Origin of the sequence: Kitasatospora sp. NBC_00039, assembly GCF_045160625.1 — a bacterium.
In the GTDB taxonomy this organism is placed as follows: Bacteria; Actinomycetota; Actinomycetes; order Streptomycetales; family Streptomycetaceae; genus Kitasatospora.
This window is the reverse complement of sequence record NZ_CP108290.1, coordinates 808,354-831,038: the sequence shown is the minus strand read 5'-3', so window position 1 is coordinate 831,038 and position 22,685 is coordinate 808,354. Positions and strand designations below refer to the sequence as shown.

The 22,685-nt window shown below is 70.6% G+C and carries 22 protein-coding genes and 2 pseudogenes; 13 read left to right on the top strand and 11 right to left on the bottom strand.

What is annotated here, in order from left to right; genetic code table 11:
* Positions 1–525: 525 nt before the first annotated feature.
* Together OG286_RS39860 and OG286_RS39855 are read left to right on the top strand one after the other, a co-directional pair.
* Positions 526–687: a hypothetical protein gene (locus OG286_RS39860; RefSeq protein WP_331742541.1), complete on the top strand. Its 162-nt coding sequence runs from the start codon at positions 526–528 to the stop codon at positions 685–687.
* A 146-nt stretch (positions 688–833) separates the two neighbouring features.
* Complete coding sequence (locus tag OG286_RS39855; RefSeq protein WP_331742538.1) at positions 834–1,124, top strand: helicase associated domain-containing protein; 291 nt, start codon at positions 834–836, stop codon at positions 1,122–1,124.
* Positions 1,125–1,342: 218 nt separating this feature from the next.
* On the opposite strand, the gene OG286_RS39850 is transcribed toward OG286_RS39855, so the two are convergent.
* On the bottom strand, positions 1,343–2,065 hold the full coding sequence (locus tag OG286_RS39850; RefSeq protein ID WP_405358627.1) for a GNAT family N-acetyltransferase: 723 nt from the start codon (positions 2,063–2,065) through the stop codon (positions 1,343–1,345).
* A 272-nt stretch (positions 2,066–2,337) separates the two neighbouring features.
* On the opposite strand from OG286_RS39850, the gene OG286_RS39845 reads away from it, so the two are divergent.
* Positions 2,338–2,499: a hypothetical protein gene (locus tag OG286_RS39845; protein ID WP_396325293.1), complete on the top strand. Its 162-nt coding sequence runs from the start codon at positions 2,338–2,340 to the stop codon at positions 2,497–2,499.
* A gap of 322 nt (positions 2,500–2,821) precedes the next feature.
* On the opposite strand, the gene OG286_RS39840 is transcribed toward OG286_RS39845, so the two are convergent.
* Complete coding sequence (locus OG286_RS39840) at positions 2,822–3,811, bottom strand: YafY family protein (RefSeq protein WP_331742533.1); 990 nt, start codon at positions 3,809–3,811, stop codon at positions 2,822–2,824.
* Between the two features lie 94 nt (positions 3,812–3,905).
* On the opposite strand from OG286_RS39840, the gene OG286_RS39835 reads away from it, so the two are divergent.
* A complete protein-coding gene (locus OG286_RS39835; protein WP_331742531.1) occupies positions 3,906–4,370 on the top strand; it encodes a VOC family protein in 465 nt (154 codons plus the stop codon).
* A gap of 505 nt (positions 4,371–4,875) precedes the next feature.
* On the top strand, positions 4,876–5,718 hold the full coding sequence (locus OG286_RS39830; RefSeq protein ID WP_331742528.1) for a hypothetical protein: 843 nt from the start codon (positions 4,876–4,878) through the stop codon (positions 5,716–5,718).
* Positions 5,719–6,195: 477 nt separating this feature from the next.
* Here the strand turns inward: OG286_RS39830 and OG286_RS39825 are convergent, their stop codons facing one another.
* The 6 genes from OG286_RS39825 to OG286_RS39800 form a co-directional block, all read right to left on the bottom strand.
* The gene (locus OG286_RS39825; RefSeq protein ID WP_331742525.1) at positions 6,196–6,318 is read right to left on the bottom strand and encodes a hypothetical protein; all 123 of its coding nucleotides are present in this window, start codon (positions 6,316–6,318) and stop codon (positions 6,196–6,198) included.
* On the bottom strand, positions 6,318–7,217 hold the full coding sequence (locus OG286_RS39820; protein ID WP_331742522.1) for a hypothetical protein: 900 nt from the start codon (positions 7,215–7,217) through the stop codon (positions 6,318–6,320). Before OG286_RS39820 ends, OG286_RS39825 begins: the two co-directional genes overlap by 1 nt.
* A 34-nt stretch (positions 7,218–7,251) precedes the next feature.
* Complete coding sequence (locus tag OG286_RS39815) at positions 7,252–7,386, bottom strand: hypothetical protein (protein ID WP_331742519.1); 135 nt, start codon at positions 7,384–7,386, stop codon at positions 7,252–7,254.
* 608 nt (positions 7,387–7,994) lie between these two features.
* Positions 7,995–10,409: an FtsX-like permease family protein gene (locus OG286_RS39810; protein WP_331742516.1), complete on the bottom strand. Its 2,415-nt coding sequence runs from the start codon at positions 10,407–10,409 to the stop codon at positions 7,995–7,997.
* The gene (locus tag OG286_RS39805; protein ID WP_331742513.1) at positions 10,406–11,092 is read right to left on the bottom strand and encodes an ABC transporter ATP-binding protein; all 687 of its coding nucleotides are present in this window, start codon (positions 11,090–11,092) and stop codon (positions 10,406–10,408) included. The genes OG286_RS39810 and OG286_RS39805 overlap by 4 nt, the downstream gene beginning before the upstream one ends.
* Positions 11,089–11,637, bottom strand: a complete 549-nt coding sequence (locus OG286_RS39800) for a PadR family transcriptional regulator (RefSeq protein ID WP_331742691.1) — start codon at positions 11,635–11,637, stop codon at positions 11,089–11,091. The genes OG286_RS39805 and OG286_RS39800 overlap by 4 nt, the downstream gene beginning before the upstream one ends.
* Before the next feature lie 400 nt (positions 11,638–12,037).
* On the opposite strand from OG286_RS39800, the gene OG286_RS39795 reads away from it, so the two are divergent.
* The 3 genes and pseudogenes from OG286_RS39795 to ltrA all read left to right on the top strand — a co-directional run bounded on the left by OG286_RS39795 (position 12,038) and on the right by ltrA (position 16,267).
* The gene (locus tag OG286_RS39795; protein ID WP_405366109.1) at positions 12,038–12,916 is read left to right on the top strand and encodes a TetR/AcrR family transcriptional regulator; all 879 of its coding nucleotides are present in this window, start codon (positions 12,038–12,040) and stop codon (positions 12,914–12,916) included.
* Between the two features lie 128 nt (positions 12,917–13,044).
* Positions 13,045–13,725 (top strand): VC0807 family protein, encoded by a 681-nt coding sequence (locus OG286_RS39790; RefSeq protein ID WP_331742510.1) that lies wholly within the window; start codon positions 13,045–13,047, stop codon positions 13,723–13,725.
* 816 nt (positions 13,726–14,541) lie between these two features.
* A pseudogene (ltrA, locus tag OG286_RS39785) lies at positions 14,542–16,267 on the top strand (group II intron reverse transcriptase/maturase).
* 123 nt (positions 16,268–16,390) lie between these two features.
* Here the strand turns inward: ltrA and OG286_RS39780 are convergent.
* The gene (locus OG286_RS39780; RefSeq protein ID WP_396325290.1) at positions 16,391–16,663 is read right to left on the bottom strand and encodes a hypothetical protein; all 273 of its coding nucleotides are present in this window, start codon (positions 16,661–16,663) and stop codon (positions 16,391–16,393) included.
* 76 nt (positions 16,664–16,739) lie between these two features.
* On the opposite strand from OG286_RS39780, the gene OG286_RS39775 reads away from it, so the two are divergent.
* The 3 genes and pseudogenes from OG286_RS39775 to OG286_RS39765 form a co-directional block, all read left to right on the top strand.
* Entirely contained in the window at positions 16,740–17,009 is a 270-nt protein-coding gene (locus tag OG286_RS39775; protein ID WP_331742504.1) for a hypothetical protein, read from the top strand.
* Between the two features lie 319 nt (positions 17,010–17,328).
* Positions 17,329–18,138: a S1 family serine peptidase gene (locus tag OG286_RS39770; protein WP_405366108.1), complete on the top strand. Its 810-nt coding sequence runs from the start codon at positions 17,329–17,331 to the stop codon at positions 18,136–18,138.
* A 127-nt stretch (positions 18,139–18,265) separates the two neighbouring features.
* Positions 18,266–18,775: pseudogene (locus OG286_RS39765) on the top strand (replication-relaxation family protein); the annotation flags it as partial.
* A 291-nt stretch (positions 18,776–19,066) separates the two neighbouring features.
* Here OG286_RS39765 and OG286_RS39760 read toward each other — a convergent pair.
* Positions 19,067–19,570 (bottom strand): allene oxide cyclase barrel-like domain-containing protein, encoded by a 504-nt coding sequence (locus OG286_RS39760; protein WP_405358633.1) that lies wholly within the window; start codon positions 19,568–19,570, stop codon positions 19,067–19,069.
* A gap of 615 nt (positions 19,571–20,185) precedes the next feature.
* Between OG286_RS39760 and OG286_RS39755 the strand changes: the two genes are divergently transcribed.
* Both OG286_RS39755 and OG286_RS39750 read left to right on the top strand, forming a co-directional pair.
* The gene (locus OG286_RS39755) at positions 20,186–20,614 is read left to right on the top strand and encodes a hypothetical protein (RefSeq protein ID WP_331742498.1); all 429 of its coding nucleotides are present in this window, start codon (positions 20,186–20,188) and stop codon (positions 20,612–20,614) included.
* Between the two features lie 216 nt (positions 20,615–20,830).
* Positions 20,831–21,247 (top strand): hypothetical protein, encoded by a 417-nt coding sequence (locus OG286_RS39750; protein WP_331742497.1) that lies wholly within the window; start codon positions 20,831–20,833, stop codon positions 21,245–21,247.
* Between the two features lie 99 nt (positions 21,248–21,346).
* Here the strand turns inward: OG286_RS39750 and OG286_RS39745 are convergent, their stop codons facing one another.
* Positions 21,347–21,745, bottom strand: a complete 399-nt coding sequence (locus tag OG286_RS39745; protein ID WP_331742495.1) for a hypothetical protein — start codon at positions 21,743–21,745, stop codon at positions 21,347–21,349.
* Positions 21,746–22,685 lie beyond the last annotated feature (940 nt).

Below are 22,685 nucleotides of genomic sequence, written 5' to 3'. Positions count from 1 at the left end.
GGTTCATCGCCCCGGACGGGCCCCCGCGACTCCCGGTGCTGAACAGCACGGAAGGCCGCCACCCCGCGGGGCGGCGGGGACGGCCTGACGGGGATCCGGGCGGCCGGGCGCCAGCGGGAAACGCGGCCGGGCCGGTCAGCCGGGGCCGGTTCCGCGTGGCCAGCGCCGGCGCCGAGACGGGGTCACCGCGACGACGAGTGCGCCTCTGACCTGGGCAGGATCCGGCTGCTGGTGAACCCGGGGTGGCTGGCCGGGCACTCTTCGCCCGGCCCGGCGACCGGGCGAAGAGTGCGGCACGAGGACTGCGGCGACGGCCTGGGCAGGATCCGGGCGCCGAATCGCCGCCGCGCGGAATCTGAGAGCCATCCGACATCAAAGCCTTCGATCAGCAGGCAATTTCTTGAACGGAACGTTAAATGCAAGGCCCGGCCCCGCGTTTGGGTGTAGGCTCTGAAGCGCAGATAGTGGTCCGAAGGATCGGCATCGCGGTGATGCCGCCGGATCACCTGTGACAGGGGGAGCACCATGACCTACTACATCGAGGTAGCGCGGGCAACGAACGACGAGCGTCTGCGGGAGGCCGAGAAGCAGCGCCTCGTGCGCGCGCTCCGGCTCCAGAGCCGCGCCGAGCGCACCGCCCGACGCGCACACCGGGCCCTGACAGGTCTGGTGGGCCCGACCGTATGAGCATCACCCGCAATGGGCCGTCACCGCAGCACCGGTGACGGCCCATCTGCTATCTGCAAAGAAGGCAGCAGGCTGGCTGGCCCGGTCTGGACGAGGACCAGCGGGACCTGCTGTCGGCGATCGGCACCGAGGAGGACCAGGAGCTGGTGGCCGCGAAGCAGGCCGCCGAGGCGGAGCCAGCGGTCTCCCGTGTGAACCGGTTCGCCCAGGGCCTGGCCGCTCTGGCGGCGTTCGTCGAGCAGCATGGCCACCCGAGGGTCCCGCGCCCGCACAAGCAGCCGCTGGAGACCGTGGAGGTCGGGCCTGGAGGTGAGGACGTCGCTTCCGTGTCGCACTTCGCTCTGGGCACCTGGCTCAACAACCAGAAGAGCAGAAGGGCGAAACTGACGGTGGGTCAGCTCACGCAGCTCGCCGAACACGGCGTGGACTGGGCGTAGCAATGCACGCGGGCCACGGACGCCCGAGCCACCCAGCACCTGCTGGAGAAGTGACCTGTTGGTCACGAAGCAGCGCTCTGCGAAGCACTACCCCACGGTGGTTCTGTTCACGAGTTCCGGTTCTGGTCCAAGAAGTTGGACCAGAACCCCGTTGGTTCCGACACCCGCCCAGGCGCGTCTTGCCAAGGGGGCCATCCGGCCGGGCTCCGACCCACCTCCTATGCGAGCTCCACGCTGAGCTGGGCGCCCAGCTCGCGGAAACCCAGCGCGAGCGCGACCCGCCGCGAAGCGGGCACCCGGGCCCGCCACTGCGGGAGCAAGCCGCCCGCCAACGCGTGCGCCACCGCCCCGGATCCCGTCGCCTGGGCAAGGCCCCGCCCCCGCCGTTCAGGGGCGGTCAGCACACTGACGTGGGCGGTCCGGCTCGGCCAGGACCGATATCCGGCAGCAGCGACGACTTCGCCTCCCTCACGGATCACGAAGGCGGGTGAGGTGATCTCGGCCAGCCCGGCCTCGTCCGAGTCGTCTGCACCCGCCACGTTCTCCAGCCTCCGCAGATCGGGATGCTCTCCCGGCACCTGTTCCGCTGTCAGCCCGCAAGCCACCACCGGCCGGAACCTGTCGTCGGACACATATGCCAGTGCCGCCGGGCCGAGGACCCGGGCCACCGGCAGCACTCCACGGACCGAATGAGCGCCGGCGAGGGCCCCCACTGGAAGCTTCGCCAGCGCGTCGCGCACCGTCTCGGTCATGTCCTCACTGGGCACGGTCACGATCGCCGAATTGCCCAGCACCACCACGCCCACCCAACCCGAGGGGCACATCCTCGACTGGGGTGACACCACCACGCTCACACCTCCCGTCGGCGCGAACGACACGGACACCGAAGCGAGTTCCTCCCACAGCCCACGGGCTCTGGCCAGCAAGGGATCTATCGACATGCAACCGATCCTGCCAGCCCGAGTATCCGAGGGACCCGCGGAATAAAGCCGACGAGACCGCCACCAAGGACCACGAAGCCACGCAAACCAAAAACGCCCGCCCAGACGCATCCTGTCGGGGGCGCGATCGGGGCGGGCGTTGCTCACCACACGCTACCGGCCGCACGACGATCCCCACCGACGCCACCACTCCAACGGGCGGGCAGCGGTGAAACCCCACCCGATCGAGGGGGTGGGGCCAGACGAACCCGGAACTCGGGCGCGCCTGCCACGTGGCCTCACACGCCCGCGCCGGCGCGGATGCGAGCAGGGACACCGTGCCGGTCGCGTACATCCTGGTGCCACCGGGCGCCACCGCCAAGACCCTCGCCGCCGAATTCGCCCGCTACCTCGGCATCCCCGTCACCTCCCGGATGACCCAGGCCCGGGCGTAGCGGGGTCTGAGGAAGGCCGGGGCGTGGTGCAACAGGTCTGCTGTAAGGCGGCCCGGCCGCCGGCCGGGAGAGTCGAAGTCCCGGTTCAGGTGTCCCGTCTCAAATGATCTGGTCCGGTTCCAGGGCGGTGACCTGCGGCGACCAGATCAATCGAGACGCCGGACCGCCGAAAATCTCAAGCGATCTGGTCCCGGAGGCCTGGATGCCGGGTGGTGTCTCAGTTGATCTGGTCCATCCCTGATGTCCCGATGCCGACGTGTGCGGACCGGAGGCCACGTGGCTTGGGAATCCGCAGCGGGGATTCTCGCAGTTGGTAGCGACGTCAGGGTTGGCGGGCAGAGGTGGTGAGCCGGTCGGCGAGCGCGATGACGAGGTCTCGGAGTTCGTCCGGTCGCTCGATGACGAACGGCCGGTCGAGCGAGGCGAGGACGGGAGGCAACCAGTCGAGCCGCTCTGCTCTCAACTCGACGCGGAGCCAACGCTCGGTGTGCGGATCTGTTCCTTCCGCGGGCGCGGGCCCTTCCACGCTCGCGACGCTGGCGGGGAGTCGGGTGCGGATCTGGTCGACCGTCCCATGGATCCGCAGGGTCACTTCGTACCGGTACGCGGCCTTGGCGAGCCCTGACAGGACGCGCTGTGCCGGATCGAGTCCCCCGGGCGGCTCGAACGAGCCTGGCAGCGTCCTCGCGTCCGCAATGCGATCGAGCCGGAAAGTCCGGTCCTGGCCGATCCCGGGATCGGCGCCCGTGACGTACCACCGGCCCGAATGGGTGACGATCCCGTACGGGTGCAGCGTGCGTTCGCCTCGTCGGCCGTCTCGGGCGGTGTACCTGATCGAGATCGGGCGGCGATGGCGTACCGCATCGGCGACGGCGAGCAGGACCCCTGTCTCCGGGGAGGCCAACTCGCCGGGCGGAGCCGTGAAGGCGAGGGATTCCATGACGGCGTCGAGCCGACGGGCCAGACGCTCGGGCAGTGCCCGGCGGATCTTGGCCGCTGCCGTCTCGCCCGCGGTCTCCGTCGCCGTCAGCAAACCCGCCCTGCGGCCCGCGACGAGGCCGAGCAGCACGGCGAGCGCCTCGTCGTCGTTGAGCATGAGCGGAGGCAGGCGGTACCCGGGGGCCAGCCGGTACCCGCCGTAACGGCCACGGACCGCCTCAACGGGGATGTCGAGGTCGACCAGGTGGTCCACGTACCGCCGCACGGTGCGCCCGTCGACGCCGAGCCGGTCGGCGAGTTCGGCCACCGTTCTGATGCCGCCCGACTGCAGGAGTTCCAGGAGGGTGAGCACGCGGCTGGTAGGTCGAGCCATGTCCACGAGCCTAGCGTTGATACCGGACCGATTGTGTCCACTATTTGCTCTAGCGTCCGAGGTGCAACGGCTTCACCAACCCGAGGAGAGCACCATGGACTTCGTTTCGACCCGGATCATCACCGGCAACATCGCGCGCCTCGTCGACTTCTACGAGCGAGCCACCGGAGTGCGGGCGGACTGGTCCACCGAGGACTTCGCCGAACTGCGGACCGCCGGCGCGACCCTCGCGATCGGCAGCACCCGCACCGTGGCACTGTTCGCGCCCGGCTCCGCCCGTCCGGCCGACAACAACACTGTGATCATCGAATTCCTCGTCGCCGACGTGGATGGTGTGTACCGGAACCTGGCAGATTTCGTCGCCGACTTCGTGACCGAGCCCACCACGATGCCCTGGGGCAACCGCTCACTCCTGCTCCGTGACCCCGACGGCAACCTCGTCAACTTCTTCACCCCTGTCACGCCGGTGGCCATCGAGAAGTTCGCTCGCTCACGGCAGTGCGACCGCCCGGGCAGAGCCGGTCCAGGCGGCACGTTCCAGACGGACCAGATCATCTGAGACACCGAGCGAATCGGACCAGATCATCTGAGGCCGGGACCAGATCGAGTGAGACGGGACATCAGGGGTGCAACGCGGAGTCTCGCGTTGCTGTCCTGTGCCACCGGACCTTGACCGACTGCCACTGAAGGTTGACGGACGACGGTTTGTGCCACGGAAGATTGACCGCCCGGTGGGTGATGGCCGCTATGAGCGAACCCCCCAGCAGCTCTGGCCACGAGGCGGAAGCAAGGAGCGGTCCAACGCCCCAGCGCCTGCCCGTGGCCCAGGCTGTCCGCCAAGCCCAGAAACAGATCGCAGCGGGCAAAGGGCGGTCAACTGCGGTGCGTTGGCTGGCGGAAGTGACCGGCACGACCCACGCAGGCGCGGCCGGTCTGCTCAGGCGGACGCTTGAGCAGACCCAGCGAGGATACGGCCATCTGGACCAAGCGGTGATTCTCGGGTGACGGGGTGGGTAGGTCCGCGCGAGGGCAGGACCGCCTGCCTCCGGCTGATGGGAGAGAAAATGACGGTCTCAGTGTTCTCCGACCCCGGTTCATTCACCTTCACCGTTCCGCAGGGCGTCACCTCGATCACCGCGACGGTGCTCGGCGGGGGCGGCGGGGGCGCCGGCGGCGGTGGGGGAGGCGACGGAACCACGTTCATTTCTGCTGGAAGCGATTTCACGCCCGGCACCGGGGGCGGCCATGGCGGGAGTCGCGGCGGCGCCGGCGGCGGGGGTGGCGGGGGTGGCGGAGCGGCCGCCAACCAGGGCTCCGTGGCGGTCCAGCCCGGTGAGACCCTGCTGATCAACGTCGGTGCCGCAGGCGCGGGCGGGGCCGGCGGCGTGGAAGCCACCTTCGACGCCAGCGGGACCCTGTTGCAGATCGCAGCGGCAGGCAGCCCGGGCTCCAACGGCGGAGATTCAAGCCTGGTCCAGAAATCCACCGGGAGTGTGCTGACAGGCGGCGGTGGGCCGGGTGGCGCCTCGGGCGGCCAGTGCGGCGACAGCACCACCAACGGCTCCGCCAGCGGAGGAGCCGGCGGCCAGGGCGGGGAGGGCGGAGCGGCCAGCGGCAGCGGTGAGGCATTCGGCCAGAACACCACCAACCCCCAGCCCGGCAACCACGGCGGCGACGGCGGCGCCGGAGGCAAATACTCCACTGACGGACCCCAGTGGGGGAAGGCGGGCACCGGCGGATCCGCCGGCATGATCGACACACTGCAACAGGCCCCCAACGGCAACAACGGAAACGGCGGAGACGGAGGCCAGGGAGGGGGAGGCGGTAGCCCCGCCGCCGACATCCCCAGCTCGCCAGGACTCTCCGGCCGGGACGGCCAGCCCGGCTGCGTCGTACTGACCTACTGACGCTGCGCCCGCCCTTCTGCCTCGCCGAGCCAGCCCATCGGCGAGGCGGAGGGCGAGGGGGTCAGCGCCCGCCCATCCTCCGCGGACCACTGCACGGCGAGCCCACCAGCAAGGCCATGACCACCGCGAAAGCCGCTGGCACACTGCGCGGCACCGCCGCCCGCTCCCTGATCTCGTGACCGCCACCCGCCACCCGCGGTAACCGGGTCGACTAAAGTCCAGTGGCACGAAACGCAGTCGGTTCAACTTCGGTGACACGAAATCGCATCGGTCAATCTTCAGTGGCAACAGGACAACGTCCAGTGGCACAGGACAGTTGCACCCCGCGTTGCATCTCCGGGGCCTGTCGCGCCGAGCTTGTCGCGCCCGGACCACGCACGAGGGGAAGCACCCATCCGCGCAGGTCACAGCACGCGACAGCACCCCACGCGACAGGGGGCGCGACAGCACCCGCGACAGGGCCCCGGGCACTGGCGCTCACGCGGTGCGGTCCTTCACCGGGTAGAGCTTGGCGTGCCGCACCCGGTCCTGCCACCACCGGTCGGCCGGGTCGGAGACCAGGGCGGCCATCAGCTCCCGCCTGGTCGGGACGGGCAGCATCAGCGGGCCGAGCTGCTTCTCCTCCCGGGTGCTCTCGCAGTCCGGCACTCCAGCCGGTCGGGGTCGGCCTTCTCGGTCAGCTCCAGCGGTGACCCTGCTTTCCCGCCGATCGAGCCCCGGCAGGTCCAGCACGGGCGCAGCTTGGCGTTCTCCTTCTGGGCTTCCAGCAGGCGTTGGAGCGCGGCGGCTGCCTCCTTCTCCTGCTGTTCCTCGTGCTTCTGGTGGCAGGGGTGGCAGCGGTCTCCGGGGCGGCGGGTCCACTTGCCGTGGAGGCCGTACTCCCAGGTGCTCTCCTCCTTCGGCACGTGGCCGCAGTCGGTGCAGGCGAGGGTCTTCATGAGGTCGCGGTGGGCCTGGCGGGCCTTCTTCTCCCGGGCCTTCTGGCGCTGGGTGTAGGCGTCGCGGTTGTTGGGGTTGTCGAGTGCGTCGGTCAGGGAGTGGCGTCCGGCGCGGCCGTAGCGCCACCAGACGGGGCCGAGGGGGCCGTGTTCGGCCAGGAGCTCCAGGGTGGTGGCGACCACCGAAACGGAGTCGTCGTACTCGCGCCAGCCGTCGCCGTCGTTGTCGTCCAGGTGGACTGTGTGCCACTGGCCGCCCCAGGCCCCGACCGACAGCTCGGCGACCGTGTCCTGGCGGTTGGCCAGTGCGAGGGGTCCGGCGGGGGTGACGACCAGGGCGACGGACGGGTAGCCGGGCCGGGTGTGGCCGGGCCAGGTCCGGCGCCACCAGTGGACCATCCGGTCGGCCGGGTCCTCGCCCACCTCCAGCGCGTCGGCAACCGGGCCCGGCAGCGGGCCGCCGGTGGGCGTGGTGTCGTCGGCGGCCGGCTTGGGCCACCCAGTGCCGCCGTTGAACCAGTCCCGGACGAAGGCGGCAACCGCGCCCGGGGCCGACAGCACGGAGCCGTCGGCGAAGACCTTCTGGATGTGCTCGTTACCGGCCTCGCCCGTCGTAGTCGCCGACGAGCCAGCCGGTGGTCTGCTTCCACGCGAGCCCCGTCCGCACCGGCTCCTCCTCGCCCTGGTCGTCCTCGCCGAGGCCGAGGTCGATGAACGCCTCCAGCCACATCAGCTCGCCGTCCGAGCTGTCGTACTCGGTGAAGGAGTCCGGACCAGCCGGGTACCCGGCCTCGCCGATCGCCCGGGTACGGCGTCGATGTACGGCTCGTGCGGCGGACGGTTCATCGGCAGCTCTCCCTCGGTCTCAACGGCGATGCCCTGCATTGTGACCGCGACCGCTACTTTGCGAATCCGAGCCGCATCTTGCGACTCGCCGGGTTGCCCCGCCCTGACCTGCTGCTTCATCGACGGCGAGGGGCTTCGGGGCCGTGGGCTCGCAAAGGTCGCAGAGGTTCGCAAACTACAACTCGCAGAAGATCCGCGACCTGGGCTTTCGCGCCTGGCGGCTCGCAACGTATCGGTCGCAGTCACATGCATCACCATCAACCGCCCCGGTGACAGTCAGGCAACTGTCTCGGACTGCCCGCCCGCCTCATCCGCAACCGCATCACGCTCGCCACACCGTCAGAGGTCTTCCAGCTAGGCCTGGTGGACGGTGCGGGCGGCCTCCTGCGCGGTGGCGCACAGGGCAGCCTGCTGGGTGGCGGGGTCGCCGAGGAAGTAGCCCGCGTACACCGCGACCCAGCCGTCGCCGCCGGCCTGGGCGAAAGGCCGCCGCTACTCGTAGCGCAGCGCGTTCGGCCGCATGAGCCGTAGCAGCTTCGGCAGCCCCAGCAGGGTCGTGAGCAGGACGGCGCACGCCGCGATCCCGGCCATCGCCAGCGTTGAGGCCCAGTCGAGGGCGAACGCCAGCCCCGCCGTGTACTGGAGCATGGGCCCCATCAGCAGGCCGCCGACGGTGGCGAGCGCCAGCCCCAGGGCCATCGGGAGCAGGGTCTGCCAGAGCACCGAGAGGCCGAGGACCCTCCGGCGAGTGCCGAAGGCGTACAGCACGCCGAGGATCCGGCGCTGCTCCCTGAAGCGTTCGAGCTGGCCGATGAGCAGGCTGAGGGCGACCAGCAGCAGGGTGAGGACGGAGCCCGCGGTGAGCAGGCGCTTGACCGCGAGGTAGGTCTGGTCCTTCTGGCGGTCCGGGGGGAACGCCGTGTGGCCCTGGGGCGAGATCGCCATCACGTCCGTGATCAGCTGCTCGTTCGGGTCCGGCAGGCCGGGGGCCATCGCCACCAGCACGGTGGCCGGCTGGCCGCGCAGGACCGTGGCGGGGACGGCGGCCGGGGTGATGAGGAGCATGCCTGAGTCGGGGCGGCCGTTGGCGCCGGCGATGCCGTCGACGGTGGCGGTCACGGCGGGCAGCTGCCAGACCGGGGGTTCGCCCTCACCTTCGAAGACGGCGGCGCGGACATCCGCTCCCGGCTTGGGCGAGGCGGTCGCGGCGTCGCTCAGGCCCGGCCGCACGACGAAGGCGTCGCCGTCCTTGCAGCTGGGCAGCGCGGCGAAGCCGCCGAGTACGGCGCAGTCGGCGATCCGGATCCGGGTCCAGTCCTGGCCGCTGACGCTGGTCACGGGAAACTCGGTGTAGGCCGCCGTTGCCGTCACCCCGGGCTCCTGCGCCAGCCGGTCGGCGAGGGCGTCGGCCTGGGCGGCGCCGCCGGGGAAGGAGGCGGACTGCTGGTAGCGCCCCGCCGTCGGGAGCGGCCGGCGGACATCCTCGTAGCTCGCGCTGACGCCGAGGAAGAGGGCCTGCAGGGCGATCGCCCCGGCGACGGCCACCACGATGCCGCTGACGGCGATCGAGGCGGGCCCGGAACCGAGTTGCAGCCGGCGGATCGCCAGCTGCCAGGAGAGCGCGCCGCCGGGGGCGCGCCGGGTGACGGCCTCCACCAGCCAGGGCAGCAGAGCGCAGACGCCGACCAGCATCAGCAGCACGCCGAATGCGACCAGCAGGGACCCGCGCGTGTCCTGAACCGAATTGAAGACGGCGCTCTGCTTCATCCCGCTCGGGTTGTACTGCGTGGGAAGCATCAGGGCGACTGCCATCACGGCCAGGCCGGTCAGCGGCAGCAGCAGCCGCCACCAGACCCGGCGCCTCCCCTCACCGGTGCGGCGGACCACGCCGAGCGGATCGACGGTGACCCGGCGCATCGCGAGCAGGGTGACGCCGATGGCCATCAGCGGCACCAGCACGGCGACCAGCGCGGCGAGCGCCGGCTGCGGAGAGACGTCCGCGGCGTAGAAGCTGAAGCCGGCGACCGTGATCTGCTCGATCAGGTGGCGTCCCGCCAGGAACAGCGCCGTGCCCGCGAGCAGGCCCAGCACGGTGCCGACCAGGGACTCGCCGGCGGCGAAACGTGCCGTCATCCGCCGGTCGGCACCGCCGAGGCGCAGCGCGGCGAGTCTGCGGTCCCGCTGCTCGCCGCCGAAGCGCGCGGCGGCGGCCAGGAAGACGCCGACCGGGGCCAGCATCACCATCAGGCCGACCAGGTTGAGCAGGATCAGCTTCGGGTCCATCGGCTTCGGCGGTGAGAAGTGGCCGAACGCGGTGATCCGGCGGGCGCCGGTGTCCACCGTGAGCCGGTCGCTGCCGAGCAGGTAGTCGGCCTGGCCGGGGCCGAGCAGTCCGGCCGGGCCGATGGTGCCGACCACGGGGTAGGGCAGGCGGTCGCGCAGCAGCCGGCTGCCGGGGGCGTTCAACAGCTCGGCCAGGGCCGGGGAGACGACCATTCGCCCCGGTGGCGGATAGGCGGCCACCCCCGGCGGGAGCGGGGCGTGTGCGCCTTCGGGCTGCACGACTCGTCCCCGGATCGGTGTCCCCTCGAAGGTTGTGTCGGCGACGGCGATGAGCAGGCTTCGGTCGCCGGGTGGTACCGGGCTGTCGCTGGCGAAGGTGTCGTTCTGCACGTAGAGGCGCTGGTTGCGGTGCTCCACAATGCCGGGAAAGGAGGCGGTGAACAGCAGCAGTGCCACGCCGAGGCCGACACCGCACGCGGTGAGCAGGAGTCGGCCCCAGCCCTCCCGTCCGCTGCCGAGGGCCAGCCGCGCGCCGAGGCCGAGTTGGGCCAACAGCGGCGAGCGGACCGGGTCTGCGGCCGGCGGTGCCACCGCGCGGGGGGTGGCCGGCGTCGGGGCGCTCACAGCGCGGCTGCCAGGTCTTGGGTTCGGCCGTCGCGGACGACGACCTCGCGGTCGGCGTAGGCGGCGACCCTGACCTCGTGGGTGACCAGGACGACGGCCGCGCCGGTCTCCCGGGCGGCAAGAGTCAGCAGCTTCATCACGCGCTCCCCGCTGAGGGAGTCCAGTGCGCCGGTGGGCTCGTCGGCGAAGACCGCCTTGGGCTGGGTGATCAGGGCGCGAGCCACTCCGACGCGCTGTCCCTGGCCGCCGGATATCTCGCCGGGGCGTTTGGCGGCCACGTCCGCGACTTCGAGCCGCTCCAGCCACTCGGCGGCCTGTGCTTCGGCGGCCCTGCGGCGCATCCCGTTCAGCCTCAGCGGCAGGGCGGCGTTCTCCAGGCAGGAGAGTTCGGGGACGAGCTGGCCGAACTGAAAGAGGAACCCGAACTCGGTCCGGCGCAGCGCGCTCAGCTCGCCGTCGGTCATGTCGGTGAGCTCGCGCCCCTGGTAGTCGATGCTGCCGTGGTCGGGGCGGGTGATCCCGGCGAGGCAGTGCAGCAGGGTGGACTTGCCCGAGCCCGACGGGCCCATGACGGCGACGAGTTCACCGGCTGCGATGGTGATCGAGGCATCGTCGAGGGCGGGGGTGGGACCGAAGGACTTGTACAGCCCTCGGGCCGAGAGGAGCGGGGCGGGTGGGGTCATCGGTGGGACTCCGTTGTCTGCGACTTCGTGATCTGGGAGCCGAGCTGGTCCAGGCGCGAGGCGGTGAGCTCCAGCCAGCGCAGGTCGGCCTCCAGGTGGAACAGGGCGTGATCGCAGACCAGCTCGTCCGCAAGGTCGCCGGTAAGCTTCCGCCGGGTCAGCTCGCGCATCAGACGCAGGTGTTCGGAGCGCTGAACGTCCAGGATCTCGGCGGCGGACCGCCCCGTCAGCAGGGCGAGCACGACCTTGGTGTAGAGGGTGCTCTGCAGGTACGGCTCCGGGCTCTCCGGGCGCGCCAGCCACTCGGCGACGTCGGTGACACCCGCCCCGGTGATCGCGTATCGCTTGCGTTCCGGGCCCTCACCCGCCTCGACGGCTTCGACCATGACCAGGCCGTTCTTCAGCAGCCTGGAGAGGCTGGCGTACACCTGCCCGTAGTGCAGGGCACGATCGCGCCCGAAGTACTCGTCGTAGACGCGTTTGATGTCGTAACCGTGCCGGGGCTGGGATTCCAGCAGGCCAAGTAGGGTCTGTGCCAGGGACATGTCGGCGACTATACACGGCATGTATAGCTGCAATGTATAGCCATGTGAGCCGCCGGGCCGGAGGAGGTGTGCTTCGGTCCGTACCCGCGGCGAGAGTTCGCAAAAGGGAGGAACCCCAGCCGGCGTACGGCCGGGGTTCCTCGAGGTGGTGAGTGTCGGCCGGTGGGTGCCCTGGCGGGTCAGCGCTGCAGGGTGAGGACGCCCGGCCGGCACGGGAATGGCCTCCGTGTCCTGGATCGGCCCCCTGCTGGCCGTACTGCTCTTCCTCGTCAACCTGGTCAGCCAGTGCCGATAGCGCGGACGGGTCGTCTGCGGACCACCCGGTCTGCGGACGACCCGTCCGCCCACTTCCTGCTGCGCGGGTGCCCCTGCACCAGCCCCCGGCGCAACACCGGTGCCGATGCGCTTTATCGTCGGCTTTCTATGGTCGTGCGCTTCGGAAAATTCTGCTGCTCTCGTGTGCGCCGTTTCCGGGTCGGATTCCCCGGGATTACCCTGCCGTGACCGCGATGAAGCTGGTCGCGGCCTGGCCGGTCGAAGCGATGATCCACGGTCGGATCACGGACGCCGCTCTGGCAACCACCGGAGCGAACTCGCCTGCTGGGTAATCCAGTTGGCAGGCAGGGTGTTGTGGCTGAGCACTACAGTTGGCGAGTTGAGCGTTGACCTGGTAGGGCCTTGCCAGAGCTGGCTCGGTGAACCCGGTGCATCGCCCGCGCATCCTGAAGCGGCCGGACGCGGCCTCGGGTTCAGCCGTCATCCGGCACGGAAGAAGTTACCTGGGGAGGTAACACGTGGCAGTCGAGGCGGGCAGCGATCGCCGAGCGCGACGGCGCGGCGCTGCCAGATCATCGCGGCCGCCGTTCAGGTGCTGGCCGAGAGCGGGTACGGACGAACCACCTTCGAGCGGGTCCGGCAGCGGGCCGGGATCTCCGGCACCCGGCTCATCTCGTACCACTTCGGCACCCGGGACGAGCTGATGGAGGCGGTGCTGACCGACACCGCGCTGCAAGCCCAGGCCGCCCTCGCCCGCCGCACGGAGGACGCGCCGACCGCCACGGAGCGCCTCACCGCCCGGATCGAGGCGGAGTCGGCCTGGATCGCGCGCAACCCCGCCGCCGTCCGGGCGATGTACGAGATCTGCGTGAACGTCAGGACGAAGAGGGCGCGCTGCGCTACGGCCCCCAGACATAGGCTGAGTCCGACGTCGCGGAACTGGAACCGATCCTGCGGGCCGGCCAGCAGAGCGGGGAGTTCCGGGAGTTCGACACCACCCTGAAGGCACTCAACCCTGAAGTCCGCGATCGACGCCGCCATCGTGCGGATGACGCAGCCGCCTCGCCTGAGCGTGGACGACTGCATCCGTGAGACCACAGCCCTGGCCCTTCTCGCGACCCGGAGGACGTCATGACCACACGCAATGTGCCGGCGGCGCCGCCGCGGCCGAGCGGCCGACGTCTGCTGCTCGGTGTCGTCCGGGACATCGTGGTCCCGATCGCGTTGTACTACGGCCTGCGCGCCGCCGGCATCAGCGTCTTCGTCGCGCTGCTGGCCGGCGCCTTCCTGCCGGCGCTCACCACGGCGGTGCAGTGGCTGCGCACCCGCAGCCTGGAGGGCATGGCGGGATTCATCGCCGGGACCATGCTGCTCGGCGTTGCAGCCGCGCTGGTCGGCGGCAGCCCCCGGTTCCTGCTGGCCAAGGACGGCTGGCTGACCGGCGTGGCCGGGTTCTGGTTCCTGATCTCGATCAGGGCCAGGCGCCCGCTGCTCTTCCATGGCGGCCGCCCCCTGCTGGAGGGGCGGTTCCGCTCCGACGGCACCTCCTGGGACGTGCTGTGGGAACGCGAGCCGGCCTTCCGGCGGATCTGGCGGGTCTCGACTGCGATCTGGGGTACGGCGATGCTGCTCGACGCCGCCGTGCGGGTCGTGATGGCCTACGCCCTGCCGGTGGACCTGGTGCCCGGCCTCGGCGCGCTGCTCTGGCCGATCACGCTGCTGCTGTTGCAACTGGTGAACGGCGTCTACTACGAGGTGGCCGGGCTCTGGCGGCTGACCTCCGGTACGGCCGCGCGCTCGCCGGATGGCTGAGCACCCGCCTGCTGTGGTCCAGCCACGCCAGGCAACCGGCCGCATGCGTCGACGCCGAACGCTCAACCCGCCAGCTCAACCGCTCACTCGCCAACTGAAGCGCTCGGTGTGCGACACGAGGTCGCACCAGGGAAGTAAGGACAGCCATGTGAAGGAGGTATCGATCGGCTGAACTTCGGGCCAGTGTCCAAGGCCCCTCCCCGCGCTCAGATGCGTCGCTGGCAACGGCGGGGTGTGAAGCCGAGCGTTCAAGCCCAAGAGCACCTCGGCCATCGAGGAGCCACAGGTGAGGGGAAGGCCGGACGGGCGAACGGAACTGAACCCCTGTCTGATGCTCCGTGACTTTAAGGCTGCGCGATGGCGTGTGAGCGGCGGCCACAGGATCCGGTGCTGCGAGGCACCAAGCGACCTCCGGGTAACTGTCCCCGGAGGAGGACACCGCTGGTCCCGGAGTAGAGGGGGCGCCCACCCCGGCCGCGTCTTACTGGTGCGGAACGTGGAAACCCCGTCGGGGTCCAGGCGAGGGCCTGGTAGGCCGACCGCAAGGAGAGCTGAACTCCCCGGCAGGAGAAGGATGATCCAGGAAGCGAAAGCCGGTGGGCCGAAAGGCCGGAGGAAACCGGAAGGCGGGACCTTCACCCGCCCCCCGCACAACTCGCCGGATACGGGCCCTGGTGGCCCGGCCCGAAAGGGCGCCCACGTGGATCGGGTGAGCCTTTGAAGTCACCACTGCAAGGACGTCGGAACCGAAGGACAAGTTAGGTACTGGAGGCGCGAATTGGGGGCACGGTCTTGGCTGAGCTCTCGGCGGCTGCGGTGAACGGACCGGAGGACGCGACCCTCGACTGGCACGGCATCGACTGGGCCGAGTGCGAGGAGAACGTACGGCGGCTGAGGCAGAGGATCTTCAAGGCGACGCAGGACGGGGACCTGAAGAAGGTCCGCAACTTGCAGAAGCTCATGCTGCGGAGCCGAAGCAACACGCTGGTCAGCGTGAAGCGGGTGACGCAGCAGAGCAGTGGTCGCAAGACCGCCGGCATCGACGGGGAGCGGGCCCTCACCCCAGCGGCGAGGAGCAAGCTGGCGGCCGAGGTCCATCGGTCGTCCCAGCCCTGGAAGGCCAGGCCGGTCAAGCGAGTGTTCATCCCGAAGAGCAACGGGAAACAGCGCCCGCTCGGTATCCCGGTCATCCGTGACCGGGTGCTCCAGGCCCGCGTGAAGAACGCGCTGGAGCCGGAGTGGGAAGCGCGGTTCGAGCCGAGGTCCTATGGCTTCCGGCCCGGCCGCGGCTGCCAGGACGCGATCATGGCGATCTTCCTGACGGTGAAGGGCAAGTCCTCGAAACGTCAGTGGGTGCTGGACGCGGACCTGTCGGCGGCGTTCGACCGCATCGACCACGACCACCTGATGTCCTCCATCGGCCAGTTCCCCGCCAGGGACCTGATCCGGGGCTGGCTGAAGGCGGGCGTGATCGACCGCGGCCGGTTCGCACCGACCGAGGAGGGAACTCCCCAAGGCGGTGTGATCAGCCCGCTGCTGATGAACGTTGCTCTGCACGGACTGGAACAGGCCGCCGGGTGCCGATACTCGGTGCGGGCCGGGCGCGAGCCCGGCGCGGCACCAGGCACCCCGGTGCTGGTGAGGTATGCCGACGACTTCATCGTGCTCTGCCACGACGAGGACGAGGTGCACCAGGTCAGGGCCCGGCTGGAGGAATGGCTGGAGCCGAGAGGTCTTCGCTTCAACGGGGAGAAGACCAGAATCGTCCATCTGGAAGATGGGTTCGACTTCCTCGGGTTCACCGTCCGGCGCACGGGCGGCAAGCTGATCATCAAGCCGAGCACGGCGGCCTGCAAGAGGCTCCGGGCGCGACTGCGGACCGAGGTGAGGGCCCTACATGGGGCCAACGCCGAGGCCGTGTTGCGCAGGCTGATCCCGATCTTTCGCGGTTGGGCGGCCTACTACCGGGCGGTGGCGTCCACGACGACGTTCTCGTCGCTGGACCACTACATGTGGCGGCTGACCTTCAAATGGGCCAGGCGTCGCCACCGCAACAAGTCGAGGCACTGGGGTCGTGGCCCGGTACTTCGGCAAGTTCCACCCGTCCAGGCGGGATCGGTGGGTGTTCGGCGACCGCGACAGCGGCGCCTTCCTGCCCAAGTTAGCCTGGACCGGCATCGTCCGCCACCAGCTCGTCAAGGGCGGAGCGTCCTTGGACGACCCGGCCCTGATCGAGTACTGGCGGGATCGCCGCCGACGGAAGGCGCCACCGCCGATGGACAAGACCAGTCTCGTCCTGGCAGTGCGGCAGCAAGGGCTCTGTCCCCTCTGCAAGCAGGCGCTGATCGCCGGAGCCGAGTACGAACCGGACAGCCCACGAGAGTGGATCAACTGGTTCGCGGCCCCGAAGAAGAAGATGCTCCACAAGCATCACTTCACCTACCGGCGGCATGGCGGCACGGACGAGCGGAACAACCTCCGCCTCGTGCACTCCGAATGCCACCGCCAGCACCACGCGGGCGACAGCAAACGGACTACATAACCCTGCTGACCTGCGAAGCCCTTGGGGCTCGCTTGAGCCGGATGTGCTGAAAGGTACAAGTCCGGTTCTGAGGGGGCCGGGGCCCAGCAATGGGCTCCGGCTACCCGACCACAGGCGTGGGGCTCAGTTCAGATCGAAGTCGTCGGGGTCGAAGTCGAAGTCCTCGGGCCGGAAGCCGCCGTAGGCGCCGCCGTTGAAGTAGTCGGCGAGTGCCTGGCCGATCACCTGCCGCACGTCCTCCTCGTCCTCCGCGCGGGCCAGGGCGGCCGCCTGCTCGCCCGAGAGGTCCAGGTGGACGTCACGGGCCCGGATCGCGTCCGAGCCGCGGATCGAGAAGGTGGTGGCGCGGCCGACCCGGGCGCCGATGCCGGAGACTGGCCGTGGCCTGGCCACCAAGGTCGGACTGGGTACCTTGGCGGCCCATCAAGGTACGGAACTGCCCGGGCGCAGAGACCATCAAGGCGGCCGACAGGTGGTCAGTGCGCAGCCGTGCCGTCCGTCCCGTCCGCGCCGTTGGGCAGGACCGGCAGCGGCCAGGCCGGACGAGTACCGCCGCAACGTCGAGCGGTACCAGGACCAGCTCGCCGAGCAGCGCCGCAAGCGGGCCGAGAAGGCGAAGGCCCAGGCGGCCGCCGAGGCCCGGCGCCGCACCAACCTGCGCGCGGTCGGCAGCCGAACCGCAGGGCGCGACCACCGTTCCCCTTCTGAGGAAGCCGGCTGCCACGGGCTCCTGGCGCAGTAGGGCCGGGGGTGCAACACGGAGAGCGTGTTACATCCCGCGCCGGGCCGCCGAGCGGTCCGAAACGAACCGGTCACTGCGGCGGCCCGGGCGGCCGGCCCCCCGTCGTGTACGCGGGCTCGTGCCAGGTCGTCCGGACGGCCAGGCCGCCCGGGGACAGGTGCTCGGCGGCCCGGCACGTCGCCGTCCAGGACCCGGCCGCCCGCCACCGAGGCTGGCGGTGCGCCACCGGCCTGCGCGACGGAGCGTCAGCTAGCCTGTCGTGTCACATGCCACACGTGGCGTGGCCGACCAGCGCGCCACCTTCCCAAGGGGTTCTGTGTTGCTGCGTAGACTCATCGTCTCAGCGGGGGCAGTGCTCGCCCTGGCGTTCGCGAGCACGTCACCGGCCGCCGCGATCGTCGGCGGGAGCGCCGCCGCCCCCGGTTCCGCGCCCTACCAGGTCGACATCGTGGCGCAAGGCTTGTTCGGGTGGAGTCACGTCTGCGGGGGCTTCCTGCGCGACGCGAACACGGTGGTCACCGCCGCCCACTGCGTCAACGACAAGGCGGCCAGCGAGCTGCAGGTCAAGTACGACGGCGTGGACCGCACACGTCTGGCCCAGACAAGGAGTGTCAGCGGCGTCCTCGGGCACCCGGACTTCAACCTGCTGACGATGGCCAACGACGTCGCACTCCTGAAGCTCACCCCCGCGGCCACGGAGAACGGCAGCACGGTCGCGTTCGCCCCGCTCACCGCCACCGCGCCGACGGCGGGCGACGTGGCCACGGTCACCGGCTGGGGCCGCACCCGGGAGGACAACACCACCCTCCCCACGGGCCTTCGCACCATGCGGGTACCGGTGACCGCCACCGCCGACTGCGAGGCCGCCTACTCCGGGCTGAACCTCAACTTCGGCGGAGACGAGGGCGGCCTCCTGGACGGCCTCGACCCAGGACTCGACACCACGAGCATGTTCTGCGCCGGGCCCGCCGACGGCGGCCAGGGCTTCTGCACCGGCGACAGCGGCGGCCCCGCCGTCGTCAACGGCATCGTGGTCGGCATCGTCTCCTGGTCACGAGGCTGCGCCTCGGCCGGCTCGCCCGGCGTCTACAGCAGCGTCGCCTACTTCCACGACTGGCTCTCCCAGTAGCCCCCATGCATCACCCCGGCTTGCGCGGGCCCCGACTGAATCCCAGCCGGGGCCCGAGTGCGGTGCCGATACCACTCACCGGGCCATCGGCGGCCAGCCGCCCGCAGCCCAGCACGGGTCACGGTCGATGTGGAACCGCGGAACGGTGTCGCGGTCCTGGCCGGGCTCCGGCAGCGGACCGAACCCGGTGTGCCCCTTCGCCGGTGATCCGGTCCCAGCAGCGGTCGCCGCGCCACCCCGCCGGCGTCAGTTCACACACCACTCGGAGGTCCTGGACCGGCACCCGGATCGCCGGCGCGTTCCCCGAGCCGGCAGACATCCCCGCACCCCGGCTGCCCGGCGACGAGGCCGCGTTCATGAACACGCTGTGGCACCAGCTCGCCGTCCTGCGCACGCACCTGGCCTTCCTCGCCGACGCCCGTGCGCGGGCGACGGGTACGGGCCGTTCGACTTCATCCCGGAGGTCACCCACCGCTTCGCCGAGGGCAGCGAGGGCACGGTGCGCCCGGACGGCCTGCTCTACTACGGCGCCGCCGACGCGGAGGGCATCGCGCGGATGAGGGCGTTCGTCGAGGTCGACCGCGGCACGATGGGCGCCGAGCGACTGGCGTCCAAGCCGAACGCCTACGCCCGCTACTGGTCGACCAGGACGCTCCCGGCCGGGATGCGGGAGTTCCACGACCACGAGGACATGGTCGGACGCGACGCCCCTGTACGGCGCGGCGCACCAGTCGGTGCAGCGGCCGGGCGGCCTGGCGGGGCCGGGTCTCCGCCGGGGCGGTGGTGCACCACCGCCCGTGTGCATCGGGCGTTCCTGAGCGGTACAGGTCGGCTGGCGGCACCGCACGCACGGCGGGCTGCTCGGCGACCAGCGCGCGTGGCCGGCGGGCCGCAGTCCGCGGCCCGCCGGGAGATGCCTCTCCTACCGTCAGTGGACGAGGTGGACGGTGAGCGCCGTATCCGTGGCGTTGACGTTGTCGGCGTGGATATAACCGCGGGCGGCGCGGAAGGACCCCGTGCCTCCGGTGATCGCGAGGTTGATGTCGCCGGGGCCGGCAGCGGTGACGGTGAACCTTCCCTGGAAGGTGATCTGCCCTTGGAGCAGGGACAGGGAGCCCGCGCACTGGAGGTCGAACTCGTCAAGGGGGGCGGTCCGGGTCAGTGTGCAGACCTCGCCGTAGTTGCCGACCGTGGTGCTGCCGGAGATGAGATCCCCGCTGACGACGATTTCGTCGCCTTGGCTGGGCCCGGACGACCCGTCCACATCGATGCTGCTCATCTGGGTCTGCCTCGCGACCAGCTGAAAGACTTCCTTCGCCCCGAGCTCGGGCGCGGGGCCGGTGCTGCTCGAAGCCGACGCCGGGGACGAGCAGGCAAGGAGGGTAGCCAGGCCGGCTGCCGCGCTCAGACCGACATACTTGAAGTGACGCACGCTGTGTCTCCTGTGGGACCAAGGGGAACGGTCCACTGACCATGTGTCAGGTGATGTAACCGATTCCCAGGGTCAGCCTCAGGTGGATCGCGCGGCCGCGCGACCGGCGCCTGCCATCCAGGTGAAACGGACATCGGAGCGCCGGCCGGGCCGGGCGTCGGGGCGGCCGGGAGACGCCGGTTCGGCCCGGCGTCGCTCTGGGACTGGGTGGGCATGTTGACGGTGGTGGCGTCGGCGGTCATGGCCCGGCCTTTCGGGTCGTCAGGACGTGAGGCGGTCGGGGCGCCGCCGGGATCAAGCAGACCCAGAAACGACTGACCCGTCTCCAGGCCGAGGGCCTGGCGGAGTTCGTGACCCTGCCGCAGTCCGGCCGCGCGAAGGCCTGGCACCTCACCGCGGCCGGCTCCGCCGTGACGGCCACCTTCCCCGAGGCCCTGCGCCCGGGCGCGCCGGTGCCCGGCTCGGAGAAGCCCGCGGTGCGGCACGGACGCGAGCACCTGCTCGACGTCGGCCGGATCCACGCCGCCTTCGTCACCGACGCCCGCACCCGCGGCGAGGCCTGCGGCCCGCTCGACCTCCCCCCGGCCCCGGAGCTGCCCGCCGGCGAGGCCCGGGGTGTACCGGCCCGCCGCCCACCTCGCCCACCTCGCCCACCTCGCCTGCACCGCCGGCACCGGCGACGACCGGCACCGCCTGCGGGCGTTCGTCGAGCGCCACCGCCCCGGCATCGGCGACGAGCAGACCGCAGCGCAGCTGGCGGCCTGCGCGCGGGTGTGGGAGCAGGCGGGCGAGGACGGAGCGGGGCGGGCGTGGGAGCGCCGCTGGCGCTCGTTCCCGCGGCTGCTGGTGGTCCCGGTCGGCACGACGGCCTCCGCGGTGCGCGGCGCGGTCGCCGACCTGCGGCTGACCGCCGAGGAGAACCCGGCCACCGTCCCGGCCGGCGCCGCCCGGATCGAGGACCCGGTCCAACGCGGGCCGTCCGCGCCAAGCTGGCACCCGCTCGGTGCCCGGGGCGGGCGGACGTGCGGGTGGACGGAGCTGTAAGCGGCGGGCCGGACAGCGGGCTGCGTCGCCCCTAGCGGCGACTATCGGTACCTCCCGACCGGCGGAAAATCGTCTTCACCCAGTCGCATGCCCGTCAGGAACGCCCCCCAACGGTCGGACCGGACACTCGCCACTGGCAGGCTCGAAATCCCTAGTACGCCAGGGCTGTTGACATCGTGAATACTGGCTGCCCTGTCCAGATCTCGGGAGGGAACCATGGCCAAGCCTGTGCCGAAGCACTTGACGGTCACCATCGACTTCGACCTTCAGACCGACGGGTCGACAGTCCAGTACCAGCGGGCCCGCGCGGCCTACGAGGCAGCCGTAGAGGCAGCGATCCGCGAGGCGAGGAAGGTGCTGCCGCCCGACAGCATCAGGGCCATCACGAGCGACATCGACTGGTCGTACCGCTGGCAGCGGCATCACGACGTCCGCTTCACCCACCCGGAGACCGCCACTGCCGGAGACCTCTCAGCGACGGAGACGGCGGACTCCACCGACGGCGATGAGCAGCACTGGACCGAGAACCTGGATGTCTCTTGGGACGATCAGAACGAACAATGGATCCCTCACCACACAGTCGAGCGCGGCGATGTCGCCATGGGACCCCTCGACGACGACGAGACCACCTGACCTATCCCATTGATCAGAGGGCGATAGGCCGGTATCCCAGCACCTCATCGACGATCTGCTCTGCGGAGGCGTCCCACAGTTCGGCCCAGGGATGGAAGATCAGATGACTGACCCGGGGATGCGGCACTTGGCTTCGAGAAGTCGCAGGTAGTAGTCGCTCTCCGGGCAGTCGGTCTGAAGCCTGCGGACGACTTCAACGAGCTCCTTCCGGGTGAGGTCCGCAACCCGGGGACGAGCCGGCCGGGCAGCCTCCGTCGCGAACTCGACAAGGCTCCGGCTGGCGTCATACTCGGCGAAGTCGAGCGCCGTATAGTCGTGGCCCGTCCTTGCATTGAAGGCCCTGATCACCTCGTCCGCGCTCGCCGACCGGGACGTCACCAGGTCGGCGATCCGCTCGATCTCACAACAGAGCTCGTCCAGCCGCTGCTGGCTCACGGGCAGGGGCGTCAGCTCGGGTCTCAGGTCCACGCTTCGAATTATGTCGTCGGGCTCCGACACGCCGACACCGTCGACGGCTCCTCGATGGAAGCACCCGAACGAACGACAACAACGTCCCCAACTCGCCGTCGCGGACATGTAGTCTATGAATCGTCGCAGTTCAGAGCCAGTTCATGAGCTCCTGCGGTCGGTAAAATCGACGAGATCCACCGCCTCAACCCGCGCACCGGCGCCGAAGCCGCCGGCTTCCTCAAATACCTCACCGAGCGGATCTCGGCGACATTCGTGTACGCGGGTATCGACGTCACCGCCACCGCCCTGTTCGCCGGCACCGCCGGCGCGCAGCTCGCCGGCCGTGCCGGTCTGATCGACTGCGACCCCCTGCCCGCCACCGCATGTGCAAACAGCACGGGGAGCAGCCGGAACGCTGACGGCAGGAGCGGCGCGGGAGGAAGTGGCAGCGGCGAGGGCGGTACTGGGGGAAGGGACAGGGGCGGTGCGGGAGCCGGCAGCGGCAGCGCGATGGTCACCTGGCCGTTCCGCGAGACCGTCGCTGCGATGGAGAACGCCCCCGACCTGCAGCGCCACCGCCTCGGCAGCCTCGTGCGGCTGGCCCCCTACCTGCACCAGCGCACCGCCGGGCGCATCGGCAGCCTCTCCCGCCTCCTGCGCCGCGCCGCAATCACCGCCATCCTCGACGAGAGCGAGAAGATCACCCGAACCACCTTGGACGCCATCACCTTGGACCACCTCGCCGAGGAGCACTACCGGCCCCGCACCCAGCCGCCGGCCCTCCCACCGAACCTCATGACGGCCCGTCGGACAGCCACGGCCGCCCCGTGGGCCACGCGGCGAGCCCCAGGCACCGACAGCCGGGGCGCTGCGGGTGCGGGCGATGCCCCACAAGACCACCGCCTCCTACCTGCGCCGCCTCGCGTATGCCTACCAGGTCACCACCACCGACCTCCTGGACGCCCTCCGCATCACCACCACCCGCCCC